A 20,326-nucleotide genomic window follows, 5' to 3' on the forward strand; every position below is an offset into this window, starting at 1 on the left:
TAGCAGCGTGGATGGTGCGGCCATCAACGCGTTTTTGATGGCCGCGTCGTGCCGTTAACTTACAGGTTCGGCCGTCGAAAGCCGTTCGCGCAAGGCTGCGAAGATTGCGTCTGCGACGGAGGAAATTGTGATCACGGTTTGCGTCATGCCATCATCCTGGTACACGCGGTCCGGGTCTGGAACCAGGTACTTCACGCCTTCCTTTTGCAGGATGGCCAGCCAACTCACCACCGCAGCCGCATCGAGTTCGGCGACTGTATCGGTCTCCGTCCAGTCCGCCGCCTGGAGGTACTCTTGAGCCTTCGAATCTTCTGTGAAAATCAGCGACGCTTCGTCGCCGCTGTCACCGACGCCGACCAGGGGGGAGCTCAGGTCCGAGAGATTCTTCTTTGCGATCACGTAGAAGGTGAGGTTTGTTGGGTTTGAAGTTGTCATAGGTTTTCCTTTCTAAATTTCCAATAAGCAGCATGCATGCCGAACCATGATGATTCGCAAAACACTGCGGTTTCACGCCCACGCAAACACTGACCAGGCTGCTCAGCGGCCAGGCCGGACGGTGGGCGAGCGATATCACGGTGGTTCAAGCACAAGCACAGCCCGCCTCAAAAAACCAAGTCGCCGGACGACGAATTCACTCTCGTGCTGCGCCGCGATCGGCACCGTCGTCTATTGAAGAGCTGACCGACAGCGGCACCGGCTCCTTTTGGCGATCTGCCGCCTCAGCATCTTCAACTGGAACCGTTTCCCGTTGGACGGCAGGCTCGGGAGACACGCCACCGTCGAAACACGCGACCACAACAGTCGCCTCATCACAGCCTGCCAGTCGCGCGCTATCGGCGAGTTCTGTACTTAGTCGCTCGGCCGACTGCTGCTGGTTAAGAATTGCCGTGACTTGAAAGTCGTCCATGACCTGCCGCACGCCGTGTGAACACAACAGCAGTTTGTCGCCTAAGCGTAAATCAGTATGGGAGAACACTGGAGTTAACTTCTTGGCGACGCCGCCAACAACTTCCGACGGTGCCGCTCGGCCAACGCTTGTAACAGCCGCATTTCGCCACAGGCAGCAACTTGTTCGGCCTGCCTGGACAACATAAAGATCGGGCCAAACGATGTAAGCCACCGTCACTTCAGCCCCCATGCCGTAGTGGGCTTCGATAACGTCGCCTTCGCGCCGCATGGTCTGCTGACAGTGTTCCAAAGCTTCCAGCAGCTTTTCTTCGAACAGACTGTCGCCAACACGTGCCTGTTCCGCGATCTGAAAAGCATTCAGCAGATATTTCGTCACTGCGTCCACGGCGATGGTGCTGGCTCGCTGAACGCCATCCTCAGGGCCGAGACCTTCCGCCACCATAATCAGTTGCCCCTGTGAGCCACTGAAATCGCGGGAATCGTCGTCGAGCTGCAGGCTGGTATGATGGATGTGAATGGAACGGTGAAAGTCGGCGAACAGAAACTGCTGCGTCGCCGCGTGATCGTCGTGGAGAGACCGCACTCCAAAACAATCCATATTTAACAACATGAAAACCAACCTAAAAGAATTTGTGGAGCTCAACCCATCGCCAGAAACGCAACCACGCAAATCAGCAGAAACGCTACCGCGATCGCGGCGAGCAACATTACCGTTTTGGGATACAGATCCAGGGGTCTGCCGCCGGGCACTACGGCAGCTTCCGTCCCCCGTCGGGCTTCGACTTCCTCAGCAGATTCAATGTCGACAGCTCGGATTTGACGTTCGTGGCCGTCCACTTCCCAGGTCACGACGGCATCGGCGGGCAAGTGGCCAGCATTTGCAATGTCGGATGAAAAGTACGAAATCACGAAGCCGCCATTTTCACCTGTGGCCTCTGTCGCGTCCAGAGGCACCACTTCTCCGGGGATCTTCAACTTCACGAGCCGACTGGCCTCATCGGCGGTCGGCACGTCAGGCAGATCCACGTCCAGCCGCATCAGCCCGGCATTTTCGCCGGACGCGTGCACGACAAGGCTTCCGCGTAGACCATGCTGGGGGTCCGGCAGCCGACTCAAAGAATCTGCAGAATCAATCGTTGTGGTGGCCATCTCGTGCTCCCTGGCGACTCAATTTGGTGGTCAAAAGACTGACGCAGCCACGGAACAGGCGCAAATTTGCGAATCTGAGGGGTGACTACGATCACATTGGAACGCAAACTGCGTGCCAGGATGGTTTGGCCTCCAATGGTCATATTTGCACCATCAGGAAGATGATTGGCTGGTTGACAGGCGATCATTCTGGACGGTCGCAGGCCAGTTGTGTTGCCGCTGACAGAAGTGCCGGTAGACTGCCGGTTACACGAGTCTTAACCTTGAAAAGAGAATCCATGCCGAATGTTCTGGTGATTGACGACGACCGCTCCGTTTGCGAAATGGTGCGACAAGCGCTGCAGAAATCTGACCTCACAACGTCGACCGCGATGACGGTTCAGGACGGCCTGGCAATGTTGGCGGCCGATGCTCCCGACGTCGTTCTGCTGGACATCATGCTGCCGGGAGCTTCCGGGCTGGACGTGTTTCGGCAGATTCAGGAAATTGACCGCAAGCTACCAGTGGTCTTCATCACGTCCGGCACCGACAGCGGAACCGCCATCAAGGCCATGCAGTTGGGCGGGTTCGACTATGTGACCAAACCACTCGATCTGCCCGCCCTGACGGATTTGGTTGAACAGGCGATTGATACGCGACGGATGATGAGCACGCCGGTTGCCTTGTCCACCAATGAAGAAAGCACGGCCGATTCCGAAACATTCGTCGGCCGCAGTGCTCCAATGGTCGAGGTCTTCAAATCAATCGGCCGAGTCGCAGCTCAGAATGTCCCGGTCCTAATCCGTGGTGAAAGCGGAACCGGTAAAGAGCTTGTCGCGCGAGCCATCTATCAAAACAGTGACCGGTCCGAAGAAAGTTTCATGGCGGTCAACTGCGCCGCACTGCCGGACGCACTGCTGGAGAGTGAGCTGTTTGGTCATGAAAAAGGAGCGTTCACAGGAGCCGATAAACAGCGGATCGGAAAGTTCGAAGCCTGCAACGGTGGAACGATCTTCCTTGACGAAATTGGCGACATGTCGCCGCTGGTGCAAAGCAAGATGTTGCGGCTGCTGCAGCAGCAGGAATTCGAACGCGTCGGTGGCAATAAAACCATCAAGACTGATGTCCGAATCATTGCGGCGACGAACCTCGATCTGGACAAAATGGTGGAAGAAGGAGAATTCCGTGAAGATCTCTTCTACCGCCTGAACGGACTGTCCATTCACTTGCCGCCACTCCGCGAACGTTCAGAAGATATCGCTCATCTGCTGGAGCACTACCTGAATCTGTGGGCCAGGCAGATGCGACGCAGTGACATCGAAGGTATCTCACCAGAAGCATTGGAGCTTCTGCAGAAACATTCGTGGCCTGGCAACGTTCGTGAGCTACAAAGCGTCGTGCGGCAGTCGCTGCTAAACGCCACTGGCCCAGTCATCGTGCCGTCGTTCCTGCCAGCCGAACTGACAGGAGCAAAACCGGCTGTAGAAAAATCTGCGGATGCTCGGAACGATGCCGGAGTCCGATCCAACATCGCTCCGTTTATCGAAAAGCGTTTGAATTCCGGCACATCCGATCTGTATGCCGAAGCATTGGAGCAGATGGAAATGTATCTGATCACTCGCGTGCTGGAATTTGCAGACGGCAATCAAACCAAAGCGGCAGAACTGTTAGGGATTACTCGAGGCAAGGTGCGTAACCGAGTCCGCCAGTTCGGCATTTCGTTGGACAAGAAAGTCACTCTGGACGAGCAGGATTCACCCTCGTGAGGGCGACGCTGATCACGTTCTGGACGACTGTCCGCGAGAGCTACTGGTTTGTTCCATCGCTGATGGCACTGGCAGCCATCGGGCTGTCATTCGGCACCACAGCCATCGACCGCGCCGTTGGTTCGCAGTGGCTGGACGATATTGGCTGGCTGTATGCAAACAAACCTGCGGGTGCTCGAGCGGTTTTGTCGACGGTGGCCGGATCGATGATCACGGTCGCCGGCGTCACCTTTTCGATGACCATTCTTTCGATCTCGTACACCACCGGTCAGGTGGGGCCTCGTCTGCTGAATAACTTCATGCGAGACAAGGGCAATCAGTTCACGCTGGGCGTCTTCATTTCGACATTCCTATATTGTCTGATGGTTTTGCGTACGGTCCGCAATGCCGATACAGCGCCGCCTGACAGTGGAAAGAACATCGAACTCATCGGGGCTTTTGTCCCTCATGTGGCCATCATAGTGGGACTGCTGATGGCGATCATGAGTGTGGGAGTATTGATCTTTTTCATTCACCATGTGCCCGAGAGTATTCACGTTTCAAACATCGTGGCGGGTGTTGGCCGAGACCTGCAGTTTCACATTGACGAACAATTCCCGGCGACCGTAGGAGTTCCTCACGACGAAAAAGCCGCTCGTGAAAGCAAAGCTTCGCTGCCGGAATCGTTTTACGATAACGCGAGAAAGTTGAAGTCGAAGCACACCGGTTACGTGGAATACGTCGACGCCGACGGGTTACTGCTAATCGCGACCGAGCACGACCTGGTGATCCGGCTTCGCCGTCGAGCGGGCGACTTCGTTACGTCGAATAGCGTGCTGTTGCTGGCATCGCCGGGGGACAAAGTGACAGACGAAGTTGCACGCAACCTGTCGACCAAGTTCGTCTGCGGAGTTCAGCGGACTCCCACTCAGAACTTGCGGTTTGTCTTTAACCAACTGGTGGAAGTTGCGATGCGAGCACTATCGCCAGGCGTGAACGATCCTTTCACAGCGATGAACTGCATGGACTGGTTGCAAGCGGCTCTGGAGCAACTGGCCGGCCGGGAGTTGCCGGACGCCCACCGTCACGATGATAAGCAGCACTTACGACTTGTCGCTGAACCTGAGGACTTTGGATCCTATACCGCTCTCGTCTTCAACCAACTGACCCCTTACGTCGCGGTGGATCGCAATGCTGCCGTGCACATGATGGAAATGCTCGCGAAAATTGCGTTTGAAACGGCTTCGGAATCGCGTCGTCGTGAGCTTTTGAAGCACGGTGAAAAGCTGCGTAAAGCGTGCCGCAGGGTATTGAATAGCGAAGAAGGGATGAAGCTGCTGACGGACCGCTACCGCTCAGTGATCAGGTTGTCGCGCGATCCTGAATACCGTCAGCACGTTCTTCGCACGGGTGACTGGATCGGCGGCCGCGGTTAAGTCGCCTACTCCTACTCGCCAACCATCATTTCGTATTCGGTGCCACCACGTTGATTCTTCCGACGACGGTTTTCCATCCATCAGACCGGCTTCCGATTCGCTCGCCAAACAGCTCCACGCGGTCGCCGACGCTTATGCTCGACAAGCCATCTTCTTTTTCGCCATTGGCATCTTTCTCACGAGTTACAACGACTGTGGGATCGACGCGGAGGGTAGAATCGTTGTCGAATGAGTTGCGGATGGAGATTGATTCGGTCCCGATTTCAATCACTCTTCCCACATACCTGGTCTCTGACGGGTCGACAGTCGACGCAGCAGATCTGTCATCCACCGCAATCCGGGCGATCGCATTCATCCATCCGTTTTGGCGACTCCCAAGCTGCTGAAGATAAACCGTGATCGAATCACCGGCATGCAACGCAGCAGTTTCGTCGAGTTCACCTGATTTCCAGACTTCCATGTCACTCGCCAACGGCCACTCATAAGTTTCGTCATCCACTTTGATGCTGAGTGCGTCCTGCGAGACATCGACTATGGTCCCGGAAATTTCCTGCGCGTACGGTGGCCCTTCAGTCAGTTCTTCGTCGTCCATCACATCGCGAATACGACTCGCCTCGGCTTCCGAGATATCCGCCGCATCGATCATATCGATGTCCGAATTTGCCAGGTTTTGCTCGTCTGTGTCGGCGGATGATGTGGAACTGTCGTTTGCAATGGCGATAACGATGACTGCAACTCCGACGAGACCAATTGCGACAAGCCAGGTGCTGGAGAGCCCCCGTCGATTGGGGCGGACATCTAATGTTGGTTCCAAAACTTTCATTTGACTAGTTCCTTATAACGTCCGATGAGCGTTTCGTTCGACACTGCCACCGGGCGACGAACGCCCCGCCTGGTGGTCACGCAGATTTTGGATGTGAGAAGCGGATTTGCGGACGGCCGCCAGTTGTTCAGAGATCAGCTGCCTGACAGCTCGACCGTTGATAGATTGAAGTGTCTGTACGTAGCACTGCTCGGCATACTCGGCCATACGGTGCGCTTCGCTTAGTAACGCCTCAGACGTGTCGCCAAAAGTGGCTCGTAACGACATCCAGAGGCAGTCGGCCGCCCCACGCATCGAGGTCGAAGTGGGCGGTGTGTCCGCATTCGCCGATAGAAGATTGCGAAGTGCATCTGCGTGGTGGCCACACTCCTTCGCCAGCGCTGCAAACGTCACGCGAATTTCGGGGCTCGTCGACTGGACCATCGCTTCCCTAAAGCAGTCCCGACAATCAACGTTGACCTGCGCCAGTGTATGCAGATGCTTCACTTCTGCGGCGGAAAGTCCGAGCGAAATATTGACTCTTATCATCGTTGCCCCCACTTAAGTAGACGTTGTTGCGGATCTCCGTTGCGCGGTGGGTTCATCCTCGAGCCACCCGGCGTTACAGCAAATCGATGGCCCATTCGAAGTGCACTCAGAAACCAATGCACATGCCATACCAAACCGTATTTCGCAGGCAATCACGGTGATTGCTGGCAATTTTCTGCATGTTCAGCGACCGTGGCGAACGCTCGTCCAGCAACAGACGTGACGCCTAAACAGGTCGTTGTGGAATTCGGAGCGAGGATGCGCCCCTGGGGTTCCTCCGCTTCGCTTAGTGCAACCCCGGCCACGCTGGATGGAACGCTTGTTCCGCGGCCACAGGTCAGCGAGATTCGCTGTCGACGAGTCCATCAAACAGGCGGCTGCCGATCCGTACCAGCGTGGCACCTTCCTGGACGGCGACCGAAAAATCGCCGCTCATCCCCATCGACAGGTGGTTGAGTTCCCCGCGAATTTGGGCGCCGCCGCTGGTGTTCCGAAGTTGCTCGCGAAGCTGTCGCAGGCCGCGAAAAGTCGGGCGGGCTGCTTCCGGATCGTCGCTGGCTGGAGCCATCGTCATCAGGCCTGCGATGCGAACATTTTCGCAACACACCGAGATCTGATCCCATTCGGCCAGTAGTTCGTCCGGGCGAAATCCAGACTTGGATTCTTCGCCCGATACGTTCACCTGCAACAGCACGTTGGGGTGTTGATTCAGGTCGGCTGCCACTTTGGAAATGCGTTCCAGCAGCCGCAACGAATCGACCGAATGAATGGTGTGAGCGTGTTCAAGGGCCTGCCGCACTTTGTTGCGCTGCAACTGCCCGATCAAATGCCATTCAACGGAAGGTAGCTTTGGAGCTCGTTCGGACAGTTGCTGTGGCCGATTTTCACCGAACACCTGGTACTGCGTGGCCAACGCTTCTACCCATGGCCACTGAGCGTACTTCGTGACGGCGACTAAGGTCACATCGTCGGGACTCCGCCCACTCACAGCACAAGCTGCCGCAATGTTTGAGTGCACGGACTGTAGATTGCGACGGATGACGTCTACTGTTTCCTGGGAACTCACGTTGCTAACGATTCTTAATCGGACGGCTCGTCAAAGATGAATTTGGGCAGCGACGCCACGTCTACACCGGGCAGCCGCAGACTCAACTTTGGGCCTTCATAATCAATCAGCTCGAACGCGTACAGCGGGTCGTCGCCATTCTGCAAAGTCCGGAATACGGGATCCGCCAGCAGCAGAGATTCGGCCATCACCTGATTTGACGGCAATTCGACAAGTTGATTTAGCGACCGATCGAAGTGAACGGCCGGGTGAACATCGCCGGGAACAAGAGTTGGGTTGCCTCGTTCCGGCAGCAGAAACGCCACTTGAGTCTTCGATGCTGTCCAGCCTTTTCCGCCAGCCAGCCGCACGAGCGCCAGATTTGGAGCCAGCACGGATTCGCCACACTGGATCTCGATGCGATCTTCGGTCGTTTGCTGAGCGGACGAAACGATGTCGACAAAGCCATGGCCTCCGACCTGAGTCACGTGCGACACATCGAATTGCATTGTCGACGAAGGCCGGTTGGACGTGTCGCAGCGGATGGCGGACACCTGTTGAAACAGCGAATTGCGGACGGTGCATCGTTGAGTGGGCGACGTCAAATGCAAACCAGTCCGCCGTCCGTGCAGAATGCAGCCGTCCACCGACACCACGCTCGTCGCGCCCGCCTGCGGAGCCCACCGCAGCAGAACTTCATCGACCTGGCTATACAGAATGCAGTTGCGCAACGAAACCACATCGCTCTGACAATCGACCAGCGCCGGTCGCCCTGTTGGTGATTCGGTCGCTGACAGACTTTGGACCTGAACATTATTGAAGGCTACTTGAGCCGCCTTGATGGCCCACGGTTCGGCGGTCGTCACTTTCACGACGGCGAGTTGCTCGCCCGTCGATTCAATGTGCATCACGCCCGGAAACTCCAATGCAGCCGCTTCATAGACTTCGCCGGATTGCAATACGACAACGCCGGCAGCGTCCGGCGAGGGCATTTTCAGCAAGCCGCGTTCAGTCCGTACAGGCGGCGCTGAACCCGTTTCGGGAGCTGCGGCCGCAGACACCACCTCAGCCTGCGGCGGCGACGGGTCGTCAACCGTGATTGCTGTCGTCGCGACGCCCAAACGCAACGGCATCGGCAGTAGCCCTCGATAGGTTCCGTAGCTCATGAACCCCGCCACCATCACAGCCGCTGCAGCCAATGGACGCAACCGACTGCCGACCCGCTGGCTTGCCATTGGCGAGGTTTGCTGAAGGCGTCGATCCGGCATTCGCTTCAGCAGCTGTCGACTGTGACTCAAACCTTTACCCGCAATTTTTGACCAGCGATCACGAGCGTCAGCAATGGACGTGGGGCGTAGTTCGGGAGATCGGCGCGTGAAATTTTGAATCAGCCGAGCCATACTGTCGGGACAATCAGGCACAAGGCTGCGCACATCCGCGACGTCTTTTTCCTTCGCTTTCAACAACCGGTTGATCGGATCGGCCGACAGAAAAGTAGGGCGTGAGGTCAGCAACTGCCACAGAACGCAGCCCAGTGAATACAGTTCGCTTTGTGAATCTGCCGACGTGCCGGTGGCGACGAGTTCCGGGGCTGTCGTTTCGATGTCCTGCAGTTTCAAATCCGCGGTATACGACAGATTCGGATGCTGCAGCGAGTGTACAAATGGCGAAACCAACGTAGTTCTGCCGCTGGGTTGCAGTCGCACATTCTTCAACACGATGTGTCCGTGCCGCATCTGATTTGATTCCAGCCACGCCATCGCCGACAGCAATTGCCAGCCGATCTCCGCCACGGCTTTCCACGGCATCCGGCCGCCGCGCACCAGCAAGTCGTCGGCCGACCAGCCGGGCACGTAGCCGCTGGCCAGGAAGGTACTTGTCTCTGAGTGGTTGATTAGACGTCGCGGCAGTTCCAACGTCACGGGCGCGCTGCTGCGGACGTCGTCAAGTCGTTCGATCAGGTCAGTCACACTTTGCTGAAATCGGTCGACGTCGCCATCAGTCGACAGCCGGCGCAAAACCGCACTGCGTTGATTGATCGTTGACGCAGCCTGGTAGGTGTCTGCGCCGATGGCGTCGCGTAAACAGAATTCGTCGACTCGCAACTGCTGCGGATCGGTCGATTGCAGGATGTCCGTCTGCCAGGGCGTGAGCACTCGACGCTGCACCAGTGCGTCCAGCCAGACGGAATCGAAATCGGGCAAATCGTGGCACAATCGGCGAACTCCAGGCTCACACGCCGCAATCTGCTGCTGACTGCACAACTGCAGCTCAGTGAGCAGTTGCATCAGATGATCCGAAGGCATTCGCATCCGTGCGTGGGCCTGAAGCGGGAACGGGAGTTAGACTCAGGCGATTTTCGCCGAATCACGCTTTGGAAACAAGCCCGGCTGTAAGAGCCAAAAACGCTCGATTCGGCGTCGGAAATCACTCTGGTTACGCAACGAACACCGAGTGCCTTCGACCGTTCCTCACGTCATGAATCTTCCGCCATGTCCTGAAGCACAGACACGACCACATCCAGCCCCTGGTCCAGTTCCTCACGCGAGATGTTCAGTGCGGGCAAAAGTCGCACGACGGTGTCGGATGTGGCATTCAGCAGCACGCCTTTTTCCATAGCTTTACCCACTGCCGGGCCACTCGGGATGGTCAGGTCGATGCCAATCATCATACCGCAGATTCGCAGTTCTTTGATAATTGGAAGTTCCTGCTGCACGGCTTGCAGTCGTTCGTGAATGTAGGCCGCATTGTCGGTGACGGCGTCCAGCAACCCTTCGCGTTCGATGGTTTCACCGGTCGCGAGTCCGGCGGCCATCGCCAGGGAGTTTCCGCCAAACGTACTCGCGTGCATGCCCGGTCGCAGATCACCAGCAAATTCGTCTCGCACAATCATCGCTCCACAGGCAACTCCGCCAGCCAGCCCTTTGGCCATGGTAAGCACGTCCGGCTTCACTTCTGCCGCCTGCCAGGCAAACCATTCGCCCGTTCGCCCCATGCCGGTTTGGACTTCGTCGAAGATCAGCAGCAAGCCGTGTTCGTCGCACAGATTTCGCAGGCCCTGCAGAAATCCGTCCTCCGGAATTCGCACTCCGCCCTCGCCCTGAATCGGTTCGATCATGATGCCGCACGTTTCGTCATCAATCAGTTCTGCGACGCCTTCCAGATCGTTCATCGCCGCGTATCGAAACCCGGCCATCAGCGGGCCTAATCCGTCATGATACTTCGGCTGAGCAGTCGCGGTTAAGGCTCCGAAGGTGCGGCCGTGGAATCCTTTTTCGAACGTGATCATCCGGAACCGTCCCTCAGACGATCCGTGCAGTCGAGCCAGCTTGATAGCAGCTTCGTTGGCTTCTGCTCCGCTGTTGCAGAAGAACGCTTTGCCAAAGCTGCGCGTACACAAAAATTCGGCGAACCGGCCCTGTTGTTCGGTGTACCACGTATTCGGGACGTGGATGAGTTTCGCAGCCTGCTCCTGAATGGCCTGCACAACAGCGGGAGGCGAATAGCCGAGTATGTTGCAGCCCCAGCCCGGAAACAGGTCCAGATATTCACGCCCGTCCGCATCCCACACGCGTGATCCTTCGCCTCGCACCAGTGACACCGGGTACCGCGTATAATTGGGAATCACGTAATCGTCGAACAACTCAATGGTCGACTTGCTGTCAAGGTGTGTAAGGGTGCTCATGAATCTCAGAACTCCGGAGGGTTTGTCGCGAATCGCTGCATCATATCACGGCCACATTTCGCCAGCGAGGGCGATGGCCACAGGTCCGACACGATTCCTCAGTTTAAGGTTCAGCTCATGCCGGTATGCACCGGCGGGCGATTGGCGTGGTTAGACGGTGGCATTAGGCAGCTGAAGCGCCGGCACTGGCCAGTACAGGGCCGGTATGCACCGGCGGGCGATTGGCGTGGCGAGACGGTGACATTAGGCAGCTGAAGCGCCGGCGGTGGCCACTACGGGTCCGGTATGCACCGGCGGGCAATTGGCGTGGTGAGACGGTGACATTAGGCAGCTGAAGCGCCGGCGGTGGCCACTACAGGGCCGGTGTGCACCGGCGGGCGATTGGCGTGGCGAGACGGTGACATTAGACAGCTGAAGCGCCGGCGGTGGCCACTACGGGTCCGGTATGCACCGGCGGGCAATTGGCGTGGTGAGACGGTGGCATTAGGCAGCTGAAGCGCCGGCGATGGCCACTACAGGGCCGGTATACACCGGCGCGATTGGCGTGGTGAACGGGCATAACTGGGCAGCGAAAGTGCTGAGATGCTGCGGGCTCAATTTAGTGACTGTTAGGCGACTACTGCGGGGTCAGTCTGAGTCGGTGGCTCCGGCGTTTTTGCGAGCCATGGCAGACCTGACAGGATGTCTTCGCGAATCAGATTCAAGCACGGCACCAGCACGAGCGTCAGCCCGGTGGCGAACAGCAGGCCGAAGGTAAGAGTGACCGCCATCGGAATCAGAAATTTGGCCTGAAAGCTGGTTTCGAACATTAGCGGAATCAGCCCGGACGCCGTCGTCAAAGTGGTCAACAGGATCGCTCGCAAACGCTTTTTCGCGCCGTCGATACTGGCATCGTAAGGACTCAGGCCCGCAGCGACTCGGCGGTTGATGAAATCGACCAGCACCAGAGAATCGTTCACCAGAATGCCCGCCAAAGCAACCAGGCCGATGGCGCTCAGAATGGTAAACGTTTCGCCCGTCACCCAATGCCCAATGACGGCGCCCAGAAAACCGAAGGGGATGGCGGACATCACAACCAGCGGCTGTGTGTAAGATTTAAACAGACCCGCGAGCATGCCGAAGATAATCAGCAGCGCAATCGGAAATGCAATTTTCAGCGACCCGAAACTCTTGCGCATTTCTTCAGCCTGACCGAGGTACTGAACGTCGAGGTTGGGATACCGGGGCAGGATCTTTTCGTTCACTTGTTCACGGATGTTGTCGATCACGCTGGTGGTACTGGGCACGATCGCGTCGTCCACAGCGCCCGTCATCGTGGCCGATCGAGTTTGTTGGTAACGAGTGATCGTCGAGTAACCGATGCCCATATCGACTTCGGCGATTTCCTGAATGGGTATCCATTTGCGAGTCACTCGGCCTGCCGTTCCGTCCGTCGGCATGTTCGCCACGCCGCTGGGAATCCACATGGATTCGACATTCCATGTACTGTCACGAAACGATTCGGGGTACCGCACCATGATCCGCACGTCTTCACGGTTGCGAGTAATCCGGCGAGCTTCCTGACCGAACAATGCGCCCCGCACGTGCAGACCAAGACTGCCGACGGTCACGCCGGTGGCAGCGGCTGTGTCTCGCAGTCGCAGAGTCAGTTCCTTCTTGCCGATATCCAGGTTGTCGTCGAGATCGTAGACGCCCTGCAACGTGCCGGCGATTTGCTTCAATTCTTCGACGACTTTCGGCAGGTCCTGATTCGAAATACCCGACAAACTGATCTCAATGTCGTTGCCGCCGGGACCACCATTCATCGCGTCCCAGCGTACCGAATTCACGCCGGACAATTGAGTTTCCGAAAAATCACGCAACAGGTTCACCAGTTCTTTGCTCGACCGGTCACGTTCGTCGGCCGGACAGATTTCCACAATCAACTGCCCCAGATGACTCTGGTCGTCAAACCCCACTGAGCCCGCCCCGGTCACGTCGTACTGCCGCCCGGCAATGGTTTGCACGTTGACGATTTCCGGAAACTTGTCTTTGTCCACAATGAACTCGGTCAACTCATTCAGCTCTTCCTTCAGGCGTTCAGTCGACGTGCCGATTGGCATTTCAATGGCACAGATCAGGCTTTCGCTGTCCATGTCCTGAATGAACTGCCACTTCACGATTCCGCCCGCCAGCATTCCAGCCGCCACAACGCAGCCGCCGAAAACGATTGCCACTGTCACGTAGCGCCACTTCAGAGCGACTCGCAGCAGGTGTTCGTAAGGCCTGAGCAGAAACCGCTTCATAAAGCGATCTTTCAACCCGGAAACGCCGCCCACCAAAGTATTCGTTCCCGTCGGTTCGGGCTTTTTGATCGGTGGCAGGTGCCTTAGGTGAGCCGGCAGAATCACCAACGCTTCCACCAGCGAAATCGAAAGCGCAGCGATGACGACCAGGGGCAGTTGAGCCATGAAGTCACCGATCTGTCCCTGAATAAAGAACAGCGGCGCGAAGGCGCCGATCGTGGTGCTAACAGCGACGATCACCGGCCACATCACTTCTTCCGCGCCCTTGATCGCGGCCTGCATCGGCGGCGTGCCTTCTTCGACGTGCCGGTAAATGTTTTCACCAATCACGATGGCATCGTCGACGATGATCCCCAACACGACAATCAGCCCAAACATCGACAGCAGGTTCACCGTCGCCCCCAAGGTCCACATCACCGCAAACGTGCCCATAAACGAAATCACCAACCCAACGGCCGCCCACAAAGCAACTCGCCAGTTCAGAAACAGGTTCAGCGAAATCAGTACCAGCACCAGGCCCCAACCGCCGTTGCGAGTCATCAATTCCAGACGACCTTCGACAAACCGAGCGATGTCCGTGTGCAGTTTGTATCCGATCGATTTGGGAAAGGGGTTAGCTTTCGCTTTTTCATAAACGGCGTAGACATCCGGCCGACCGATTTGAGCATACAGTTTCGACATGCCGGCACTTGGCCCGATGTACGGCTGCCCGCTGCGGCCCGCGACATACGCTTTGACAACGGCAGAAATCTGAACCGCGTCTTCATCGTCGCCATTGAAAACCACACAGTTGACGGACGGTTTGCCATTGAACAGCGATTCCAGATCGGAATCCACAAACCCGTCGGACAAGTCCGCAACATCGCTGAGCAGAATCTGTTGACCATTCGGTTGAGCTCGAACGACGATATCTTCCAGGTTAATCGCCTGCTGTTCTTCGCCCAGCGTGCGGACGGAAACGCTGCTGCGACTGCCCTTCAATTGACCGCCGCTGATGTCGACATTTTCAGATCGAATAGCGACTGCGATTTCTTCGAACGTGATGTCGTACTTCAGCATGCGGTCCGGACGAACGTCGACATAAATTTCGTCGTCACGGATACCGTTCAGTTCGACTCGACTGATGCCCGGCAGCTTCAGCAATTCGTCTCGCAGCGACCGCGAGGCTTCTTTCAGCGTGGCTTCGTCCTGATCGCCGAAAACGGCAATCGAAATCACCGGTAACTGAGGCTCAACTTTTCGCAGAGCGATCTTTTCCACATCGTCCGGCATGTCCTGAATGGAATCGACTTCGTTGCGGATCTCCTGCAACATGACGTCGACATCATCGACCGACTGCGCGAGCGTCAACGTGGTGAAACTGATGCCTTCCGCGACCTGCGACTGGACCTTTTCGATGCCTTCCAGCCCGCGGACCGCTTCTTCGATTTTAATCGTGACCGCTTTTTCAATGTCTTCCGGCTGCACGCCCGGATAGACGGCGGACACCATCAGTTTGTCGGGCCGCGATTCCGGGAACATTTCGCGTTGCAGCGTGATGGCAAAGATCGTGCCCGCCGCCAGAATCACCAGCATCAGCATGTTGACCAGCACGGCATTCCGCACGCTGAACGATGGCAGAGACATTTGCAGTTTTCCGGGTAACGGCAGATTTCGATGCCGCATTTTAGAAGCAGCGATCAAGCGATACAGAGTTCCAGTCGTGTTTATAGCGGGAAGTTCCGCAAATCCAAATCCGACAATCCGCAACAGAAGGTGATTTCGCAACGAACGGGCGCAACTTCGCACTGGACCACCGTTTGCCGCGAGGTGTGGCCCGCAGAAGCCGTCAGTCAATGTAGACTCGCGCCAAGGCGATGCGGGTGCTGCGGCCCTAATTTGCAACACGCAGCGACAGGGCGCATAATGACTTACGTCAACGGAATAGAGCCAATTCTATGCTTCGTCGTTCGATCAACTCCCTGCTGCTGACGCTCTGCACGGCAGCACACGCTGTCGCGGTCGAACCGCCCCATGCACTGTCAGCGTTCTTCAGCAATCATTGCATTAGCTGTCACGACACGGACACTGCGGCTGGCGGCTTGTCGCTCGTTGACAAAATCGACTCTGCGATTTCAGATGACGCCGCAACGTGGGAAACCGTCGCCCGCCGGCTGCGAACTCGTCAGATGCCGCCAATCGGGGAACCGCGTCCGGACGAAGCAACTTACAACAAGGTGATCACACTCCTGGAACGGCAGCTCGACAACGCTGCGGCGGCGAATCCCAATCCAGGCCGCACGGACACATTTCGGCGGATGACTCACACCGAATACGCCAACGCCATCCGTGACCTGCTGCATCTTGACATCGACGCTGCCGCGCTACTTCCCAAAGACGAAGTGAGCCACGGATTCGACAACATCACGGTCGGCGACCTTTCGCCAACGCTGCTGAACCGCTATCTCTCAGCCGCGCGAAAAATCAGCCAGCTAGCCGTTGGTGCATCCGGCACGTCCGGCGGTGGCGACACGTTCCGGTTGCGACCAGATATCACTCAGGAAGAACGAGTCGAAGGGTTGCCGATCGGCACACGCGGCGGCACGCTCATTCGCTACAACTTTCCCGTCGACGGCGAATATGAAGTCAGCGTTCGGCTGATGCGAGACCGCAACGAACATGTTGAAGGCCTGGCCCGTGATCATGAACTGGACATCCTGCTGGACCGAAAACGCATCGCATTGTTGACGGTCAAACGCCCGAAGAAGGCGAGCGATCATCAGACGGCCGACAATCACCTGAATGTGACTTTCCACGCAAAAGCGGGGCCGCACAATCTGGGCGTTACATTCCTTAAGAACCCGTCGTCACTGATCGAAACCAAGCGTCAGCCGTTTGAAGCTCACTTCAATTTCCACCGTCACCCGCGACAGTCACCTGCAATCTATGAAGTAACGATCGCGCGACCTTCACAATCCGGGTCTGCCACCAACACGCCAAGTCGGCAGCAGATTTTTTGCTGTATGCCGAAGTCCCGCGAGGATGAAGCAGCTTGTGCTGAGAAGATTCTTTCCGCGTTAATGCGGCGAGCCTACCGGCGTCCGACAACGGCCGATGACCTGAAGACGCCGATGCAGTTCTTTCACGACGCGGCCGCTGATCATGGTTTTGAGGCGGGCATTGAAGAAGCGTTGAGTTTCATCTTGGTGAATCCGAAATTTCTGTTTCGCATCGAACGCGATCCTTCCGATGCAAAATCCGGCGAACCCTATTTCGTAGACAACTTCGAACTGGCTTCTCGCTTGTCGTTCTTCCTGTGGAGCAGCCTGCCGGACGAAGAACTTCTGGCCGCCGCTGAAAACGGAACACTTGGCGAATCACAAATGTTGGCGTCGCAGGTAACGCGAATGCTGGCGGACGAACGATCGAACTCACTGGTGACAAGTTTTGCGAGTCAGTGGCTCTACCTGCGGAATCTTGAAACACTCACGCCGGACCTTCGCCTCTTCCCCGATTTCGACCATAACCTCCGCGAAGCCTTCCGCAAAGAAACTGAGCTGTTCTTTCAAACGGTGCTCCGCGAAGACCGCAGCGTGCTGGACTTGATCAGCGCAGATTACACTTTTCTAAACGAACGCCTCGCAAAGCATTATGGCATCCCTCACATTTACGGAAGCCGATTTCGGCGAGTCGACCTTCCGCGCGACAGCGGACGCGGCGGCTTGTTGCGACATGGCAGCATTTTGACAGTCACGTCTTATGCAACTCGAACGTCGCCCGTGATTCGCGGCCACTGGATTTTGCAGAACCTGCTGGGCAGCCCTCCGCCTCCGCCGCCCAACGATGTGCCGGCTCTGGAAGACAACACGGTTGATAGCAATCTGTCCGTCCGAGAACGTCTCGCCGCTCATCGAGCGAATCCTGCTTGTGCGAGCTGCCACAACATTATGGACCCGGTCGGTTTTTCGCTTGAGAACTTCGATGCAATTGGCCGATGGCGCGATAGTGAGGCGGGAAAACCGGTGGATGCATCGGGCGGACTGCCGGACGGAAGCCGATTTTCCGGTGTCGCCGGCCTGGAACAGGGAATACTGGACCGTCCGGAACTGTTTGTTGGTACACTCATCCGAAAGCTGCTGACGTACGCTCTGGGCCGCGGCGTTGAAAATTACGACGAGCCCGCGATTCGCGAAATCGTGCGAGCGGCGAAAGCAGATGACTACAGGTTTTCGTCGTTGATCCAGGGCGTCGTCGCCAGCAAACCGTTTCGCATGAGGATGGCTGAATGATGATCACAAAGAAATCTCTGCCTCGGCGCACGTTTCTGCGAGGACTCGGCGCGTCGGTTTCATTGCCGTTGTTGGACGCCATGATCCCATCCATGACGGCCGCCGCTCAAACCGTGGCCGCGCCGTCGAAACTGCGTCGCATTGGCTACGTGTACATGCCGATGGGTTGCGACGTCACTCGATGGACGCCGCCGAACGCCAACACGCTGGAGGAACTTTCACCGACGCTTAGCCCGCTGGCGAAAGTGAAAGACAGCGTCACGGCAATCACGAATCTCGAATTGAAGAATGCCTACCCGGGCACGCACGCAACTTCGAATTCGGCCTTCCTGAGTGCCGTTACGGCGAAACGAACCGAAAGCACCGACTACTTTCTGGGCACCACCGTCGACCAAATTGCAGCGAGCACCATCGGCCAAAAAACTCAACTGCCGTCGCTTGAGCTGGCGATGGATTTACTGGCCACCGTCGGTCAGTGCGACAATGGCTACGCCTGTGTGTACCAGAACAACCTGTCGTGGTCATCACCGACGACGCCGCTGCCTGCGGAAGCTCACCCTCGTATCGTCTTCGAAACGCTGTTCGGCGAAGGCGGCAGCGTGGCTCAGCGGAAAGCCAATCTTGCCAAACGAGCCAGCTTGTTGGATTCGGTGACGGAAGAGATCACTCGGTTGAAGAACACGCTTGGGCCATCCGACCAAAACAAGCTAACTCAATATCTGGACTCCATCCGCGAAGTCGAACGCCGCATCCAGCAAGCTGAGTCCACCACATCCGATAACCCTCTCCCAGACCTCGACCGCCCCAAAGGCGTGCCCGCCGCCTACGCTGATCACGCGAAGCTGATGTTCGACCTGCAGTTGCTGGCATTTCAGGGCGACATCACGCGAGTGATCACCTTCCAGCTCGCACGAGAAACCAGTAACCGCACTTACCCCGAAGTCGGCGTCTCCGACCCTCATCACCCACTGACTCATCACGGCAACGACCCGGACAAAATTGCCAAGGTCGCAAAGATCAATCAGTTCCATGTGTCGCTGTTCGCCGACTTTCTGGAAAAGATGCAGGCAACGCCTGAAGCCGACGGCACACTGCTGGATCATTCGCTGTATTTGTACGGCAGCGGCATGGGCAATCCGAACGTTCACGATCACACAAACCTGCCCATCCTTGTGGCGGGCGGTGCCGCCGGAAACATGCGCGGCGGTCGACACATTCGTTACGACAAACCGACACCGCTGGCCAACCTGCACCTCACGTTGCTGAACAAAGCTGGCGTGAATCTCGATTCCTTCGCCGACAGTAACGGTCAGGTGGATGAGCTATTCGGCGCGTTGGATGTCTGATGGCGAAGACGACCGTCGGCCCAGCCATCGACGACGGTGCGCAAATAATTCCAATAATATGCCCCTGCAATCCACCACATCTCAACAGCCAATTACCATCGGTAACCGGGAGCTCACCAGCCGTTTTTTTCTCGCGCCGCTGGCGGGCTACACGCATCATGCTTTTCGCGTCATGCTGCGGCGACTCGGCGGACTCGGGCTGGCGACGACCGACCTGGTGCAGGCTCAGATGTTGGTCTCACAAACTCGAAAATCCATGGAGCTGGTCGAAACCAGTCCGGAAGATCGCCCGCTTTCGGTGCAGATCTTTAGCGGCGTGACGGAACAACTGGTCCAGGCAGCGAAGTGGCTTGAAGACCATGGTTACGAAGGCATAGACATCAACATGGGCTGCCCGATGGCCAAGGTCAACGGTTCCGGTGGTGGAGCCCGTCTGATGTGCGACACCACCGGCGCGACGGAAATGGTGGGCCGCGTGATCGACGCCGTCGACCTGCCCGTTACGGTGAAGATGCGACTTGGGTGGGATAACGAAAACCTGACCGCTCCCGAACTGGCCGCCGCCTTTGAGCAAATCGGAGTCGCCGCCGTGACGGTGCATGGGCGGACTCGACAGCAAGGCTTTCAGGGAACAGTCAACCGCGAAGGCATTCGTGAGACCGTTCAGGCTGTGAAGTCGATGCCGATCATTGCCAACGGTGATGTCCGCAATTCAGACGAAGCATTTTCAATGCTGGACGAAACTGGCTGTGCCGCTGTGGCGATTGGCCGTGGAGCGATGCTCGACCCGTGGATCTTTCGCAAGCTGCGCGACATCGAACAGGGGATTACGCCGCACAAACCGACGGCAGATGAACAGGTTGCCTTTTTGTCGGATCACTTCCACCTGATGCGAGAACAACACGGTGACTACAGTTGCTTTCTGTTCCGCAAATTCGCGGCGTGGTATGGAGGTCGCCTGGGCATTCCGGAAGACCTGGAAGACCGCCTGCGCCGCTTCGAATCGGCAGCCGAATTCGATTCATTGCTTAAAGAAATTCGTGCGAGGCACGGCGAGCGAGAATCAGAGATCGCAACGGCTCTGATCAAGGTTCCCAACGGGCCGGTCGAACACTGGTAGGCAGTGCC

General features: G+C 57.1%; 14 protein-coding genes. 5 read left to right on the top strand and 9 right to left on the bottom strand.

Annotated features, from left to right (window positions below):
- Nucleotides 1–54 precede the first annotated feature (54 nt).
- From Fuma_RS19075 to Fuma_RS19085, 3 genes are all read right to left on the bottom strand, one after another.
- Nucleotides 55–435, bottom strand: a complete 381-nt coding sequence (locus tag Fuma_RS19075) for a hypothetical protein (protein ID WP_077025528.1) — start codon at nucleotides 433–435, stop codon at nucleotides 55–57.
- A gap of 196 nt (nucleotides 436–631) precedes the next feature.
- On the bottom strand, nucleotides 632–1,492 hold the full coding sequence (locus tag Fuma_RS19080) for a protein phosphatase 2C domain-containing protein (protein ID WP_158521061.1): 861 nt from the start codon (nucleotides 1,490–1,492) through the stop codon (nucleotides 632–634).
- 56 nt (nucleotides 1,493–1,548) lie between these two features.
- On the bottom strand, nucleotides 1,549–2,058 hold the full coding sequence (locus Fuma_RS19085; RefSeq protein WP_077025530.1) for a hypothetical protein: 510 nt from the start codon (nucleotides 2,056–2,058) through the stop codon (nucleotides 1,549–1,551).
- Nucleotides 2,059–2,336: 278 nt separating this feature from the next.
- Here Fuma_RS19085 and Fuma_RS19090 point away from each other — a divergent pair, with 278 nt between their 5' ends.
- Both Fuma_RS19090 and Fuma_RS19095 read left to right on the top strand, forming a co-directional pair.
- Complete coding sequence (locus Fuma_RS19090; RefSeq protein ID WP_077025531.1) at nucleotides 2,337–3,803, top strand: sigma-54-dependent transcriptional regulator; 1,467 nt, start codon at nucleotides 2,337–2,339, stop codon at nucleotides 3,801–3,803.
- Complete coding sequence (locus Fuma_RS19095) at nucleotides 3,800–5,218, top strand: DUF2254 domain-containing protein (RefSeq protein WP_077025532.1); 1,419 nt, start codon at nucleotides 3,800–3,802, stop codon at nucleotides 5,216–5,218. The genes Fuma_RS19090 and Fuma_RS19095 overlap by 4 nt, the downstream gene beginning before the upstream one ends.
- A gap of 25 nt (nucleotides 5,219–5,243) precedes the next feature.
- Here Fuma_RS19095 and Fuma_RS19100 read toward each other — a convergent pair whose 3' ends face one another.
- The 6 genes from Fuma_RS19100 to Fuma_RS19125 form a co-directional block, all read right to left on the bottom strand.
- Nucleotides 5,244–6,041 (bottom strand): hypothetical protein, encoded by a 798-nt coding sequence (locus tag Fuma_RS19100; protein ID WP_077025533.1) that lies wholly within the window; start codon nucleotides 6,039–6,041, stop codon nucleotides 5,244–5,246.
- A 12-nt stretch (nucleotides 6,042–6,053) separates the two neighbouring features.
- On the bottom strand, nucleotides 6,054–6,569 hold the full coding sequence (locus tag Fuma_RS19105) for a PA2169 family four-helix-bundle protein (RefSeq protein WP_077025534.1): 516 nt from the start codon (nucleotides 6,567–6,569) through the stop codon (nucleotides 6,054–6,056).
- A gap of 337 nt (nucleotides 6,570–6,906) precedes the next feature.
- Nucleotides 6,907–7,635: a YggS family pyridoxal phosphate-dependent enzyme gene (locus Fuma_RS19110; protein ID WP_077025535.1), complete on the bottom strand. Its 729-nt coding sequence runs from the start codon at nucleotides 7,633–7,635 to the stop codon at nucleotides 6,907–6,909.
- Nucleotides 7,636–7,649: 14 nt separating this feature from the next.
- Entirely contained in the window at nucleotides 7,650–9,902 is a 2,253-nt protein-coding gene (locus tag Fuma_RS19115; protein ID WP_158521062.1) for a protein kinase domain-containing protein, read from the bottom strand.
- Between the two features lie 188 nt (nucleotides 9,903–10,090).
- Nucleotides 10,091–11,299 carry an aspartate aminotransferase family protein gene (locus Fuma_RS19120; protein WP_077025537.1) on the bottom strand — a complete coding sequence of 403 codons (1,209 nt, stop codon included), beginning with the start codon at nucleotides 11,297–11,299 and terminating at the stop codon, nucleotides 10,091–10,093.
- A gap of 608 nt (nucleotides 11,300–11,907) precedes the next feature.
- A complete protein-coding gene (locus tag Fuma_RS19125) occupies nucleotides 11,908–15,210 on the bottom strand; it encodes an efflux RND transporter permease subunit (protein ID WP_158521063.1) in 3,303 nt (1,100 codons plus the stop codon).
- A gap of 311 nt (nucleotides 15,211–15,521) precedes the next feature.
- On the opposite strand from Fuma_RS19125, the gene Fuma_RS19130 reads away from it, so the two are divergent.
- The 3 genes from Fuma_RS19130 to Fuma_RS19140 are packed head-to-tail and all read left to right on the top strand — an operon-like array spanning nucleotide 15,522 to nucleotide 20,318.
- Nucleotides 15,522–17,852 carry a DUF1592 domain-containing protein gene (locus Fuma_RS19130; protein WP_077025539.1) on the top strand — a complete coding sequence of 777 codons (2,331 nt, stop codon included), beginning with the start codon at nucleotides 15,522–15,524 and terminating at the stop codon, nucleotides 17,850–17,852.
- Complete coding sequence (locus Fuma_RS19135) at nucleotides 17,849–19,198, top strand: DUF1552 domain-containing protein (RefSeq protein WP_077025540.1); 1,350 nt, start codon at nucleotides 17,849–17,851, stop codon at nucleotides 19,196–19,198. Before Fuma_RS19130 ends, Fuma_RS19135 begins: the two co-directional genes overlap by 4 nt.
- A gap of 58 nt (nucleotides 19,199–19,256) precedes the next feature.
- A complete protein-coding gene (locus Fuma_RS19140; RefSeq protein WP_077028416.1) occupies nucleotides 19,257–20,318 on the top strand; it encodes a tRNA dihydrouridine synthase in 1,062 nt (353 codons plus the stop codon).
- Nucleotides 20,319–20,326 lie beyond the last annotated feature (8 nt).

Source organism: Fuerstiella marisgermanici (assembly GCF_001983935.1).
Taxonomy (GTDB): domain Bacteria; phylum Planctomycetota; class Planctomycetia; order Planctomycetales; family Planctomycetaceae; genus Fuerstiella; species Fuerstiella marisgermanici.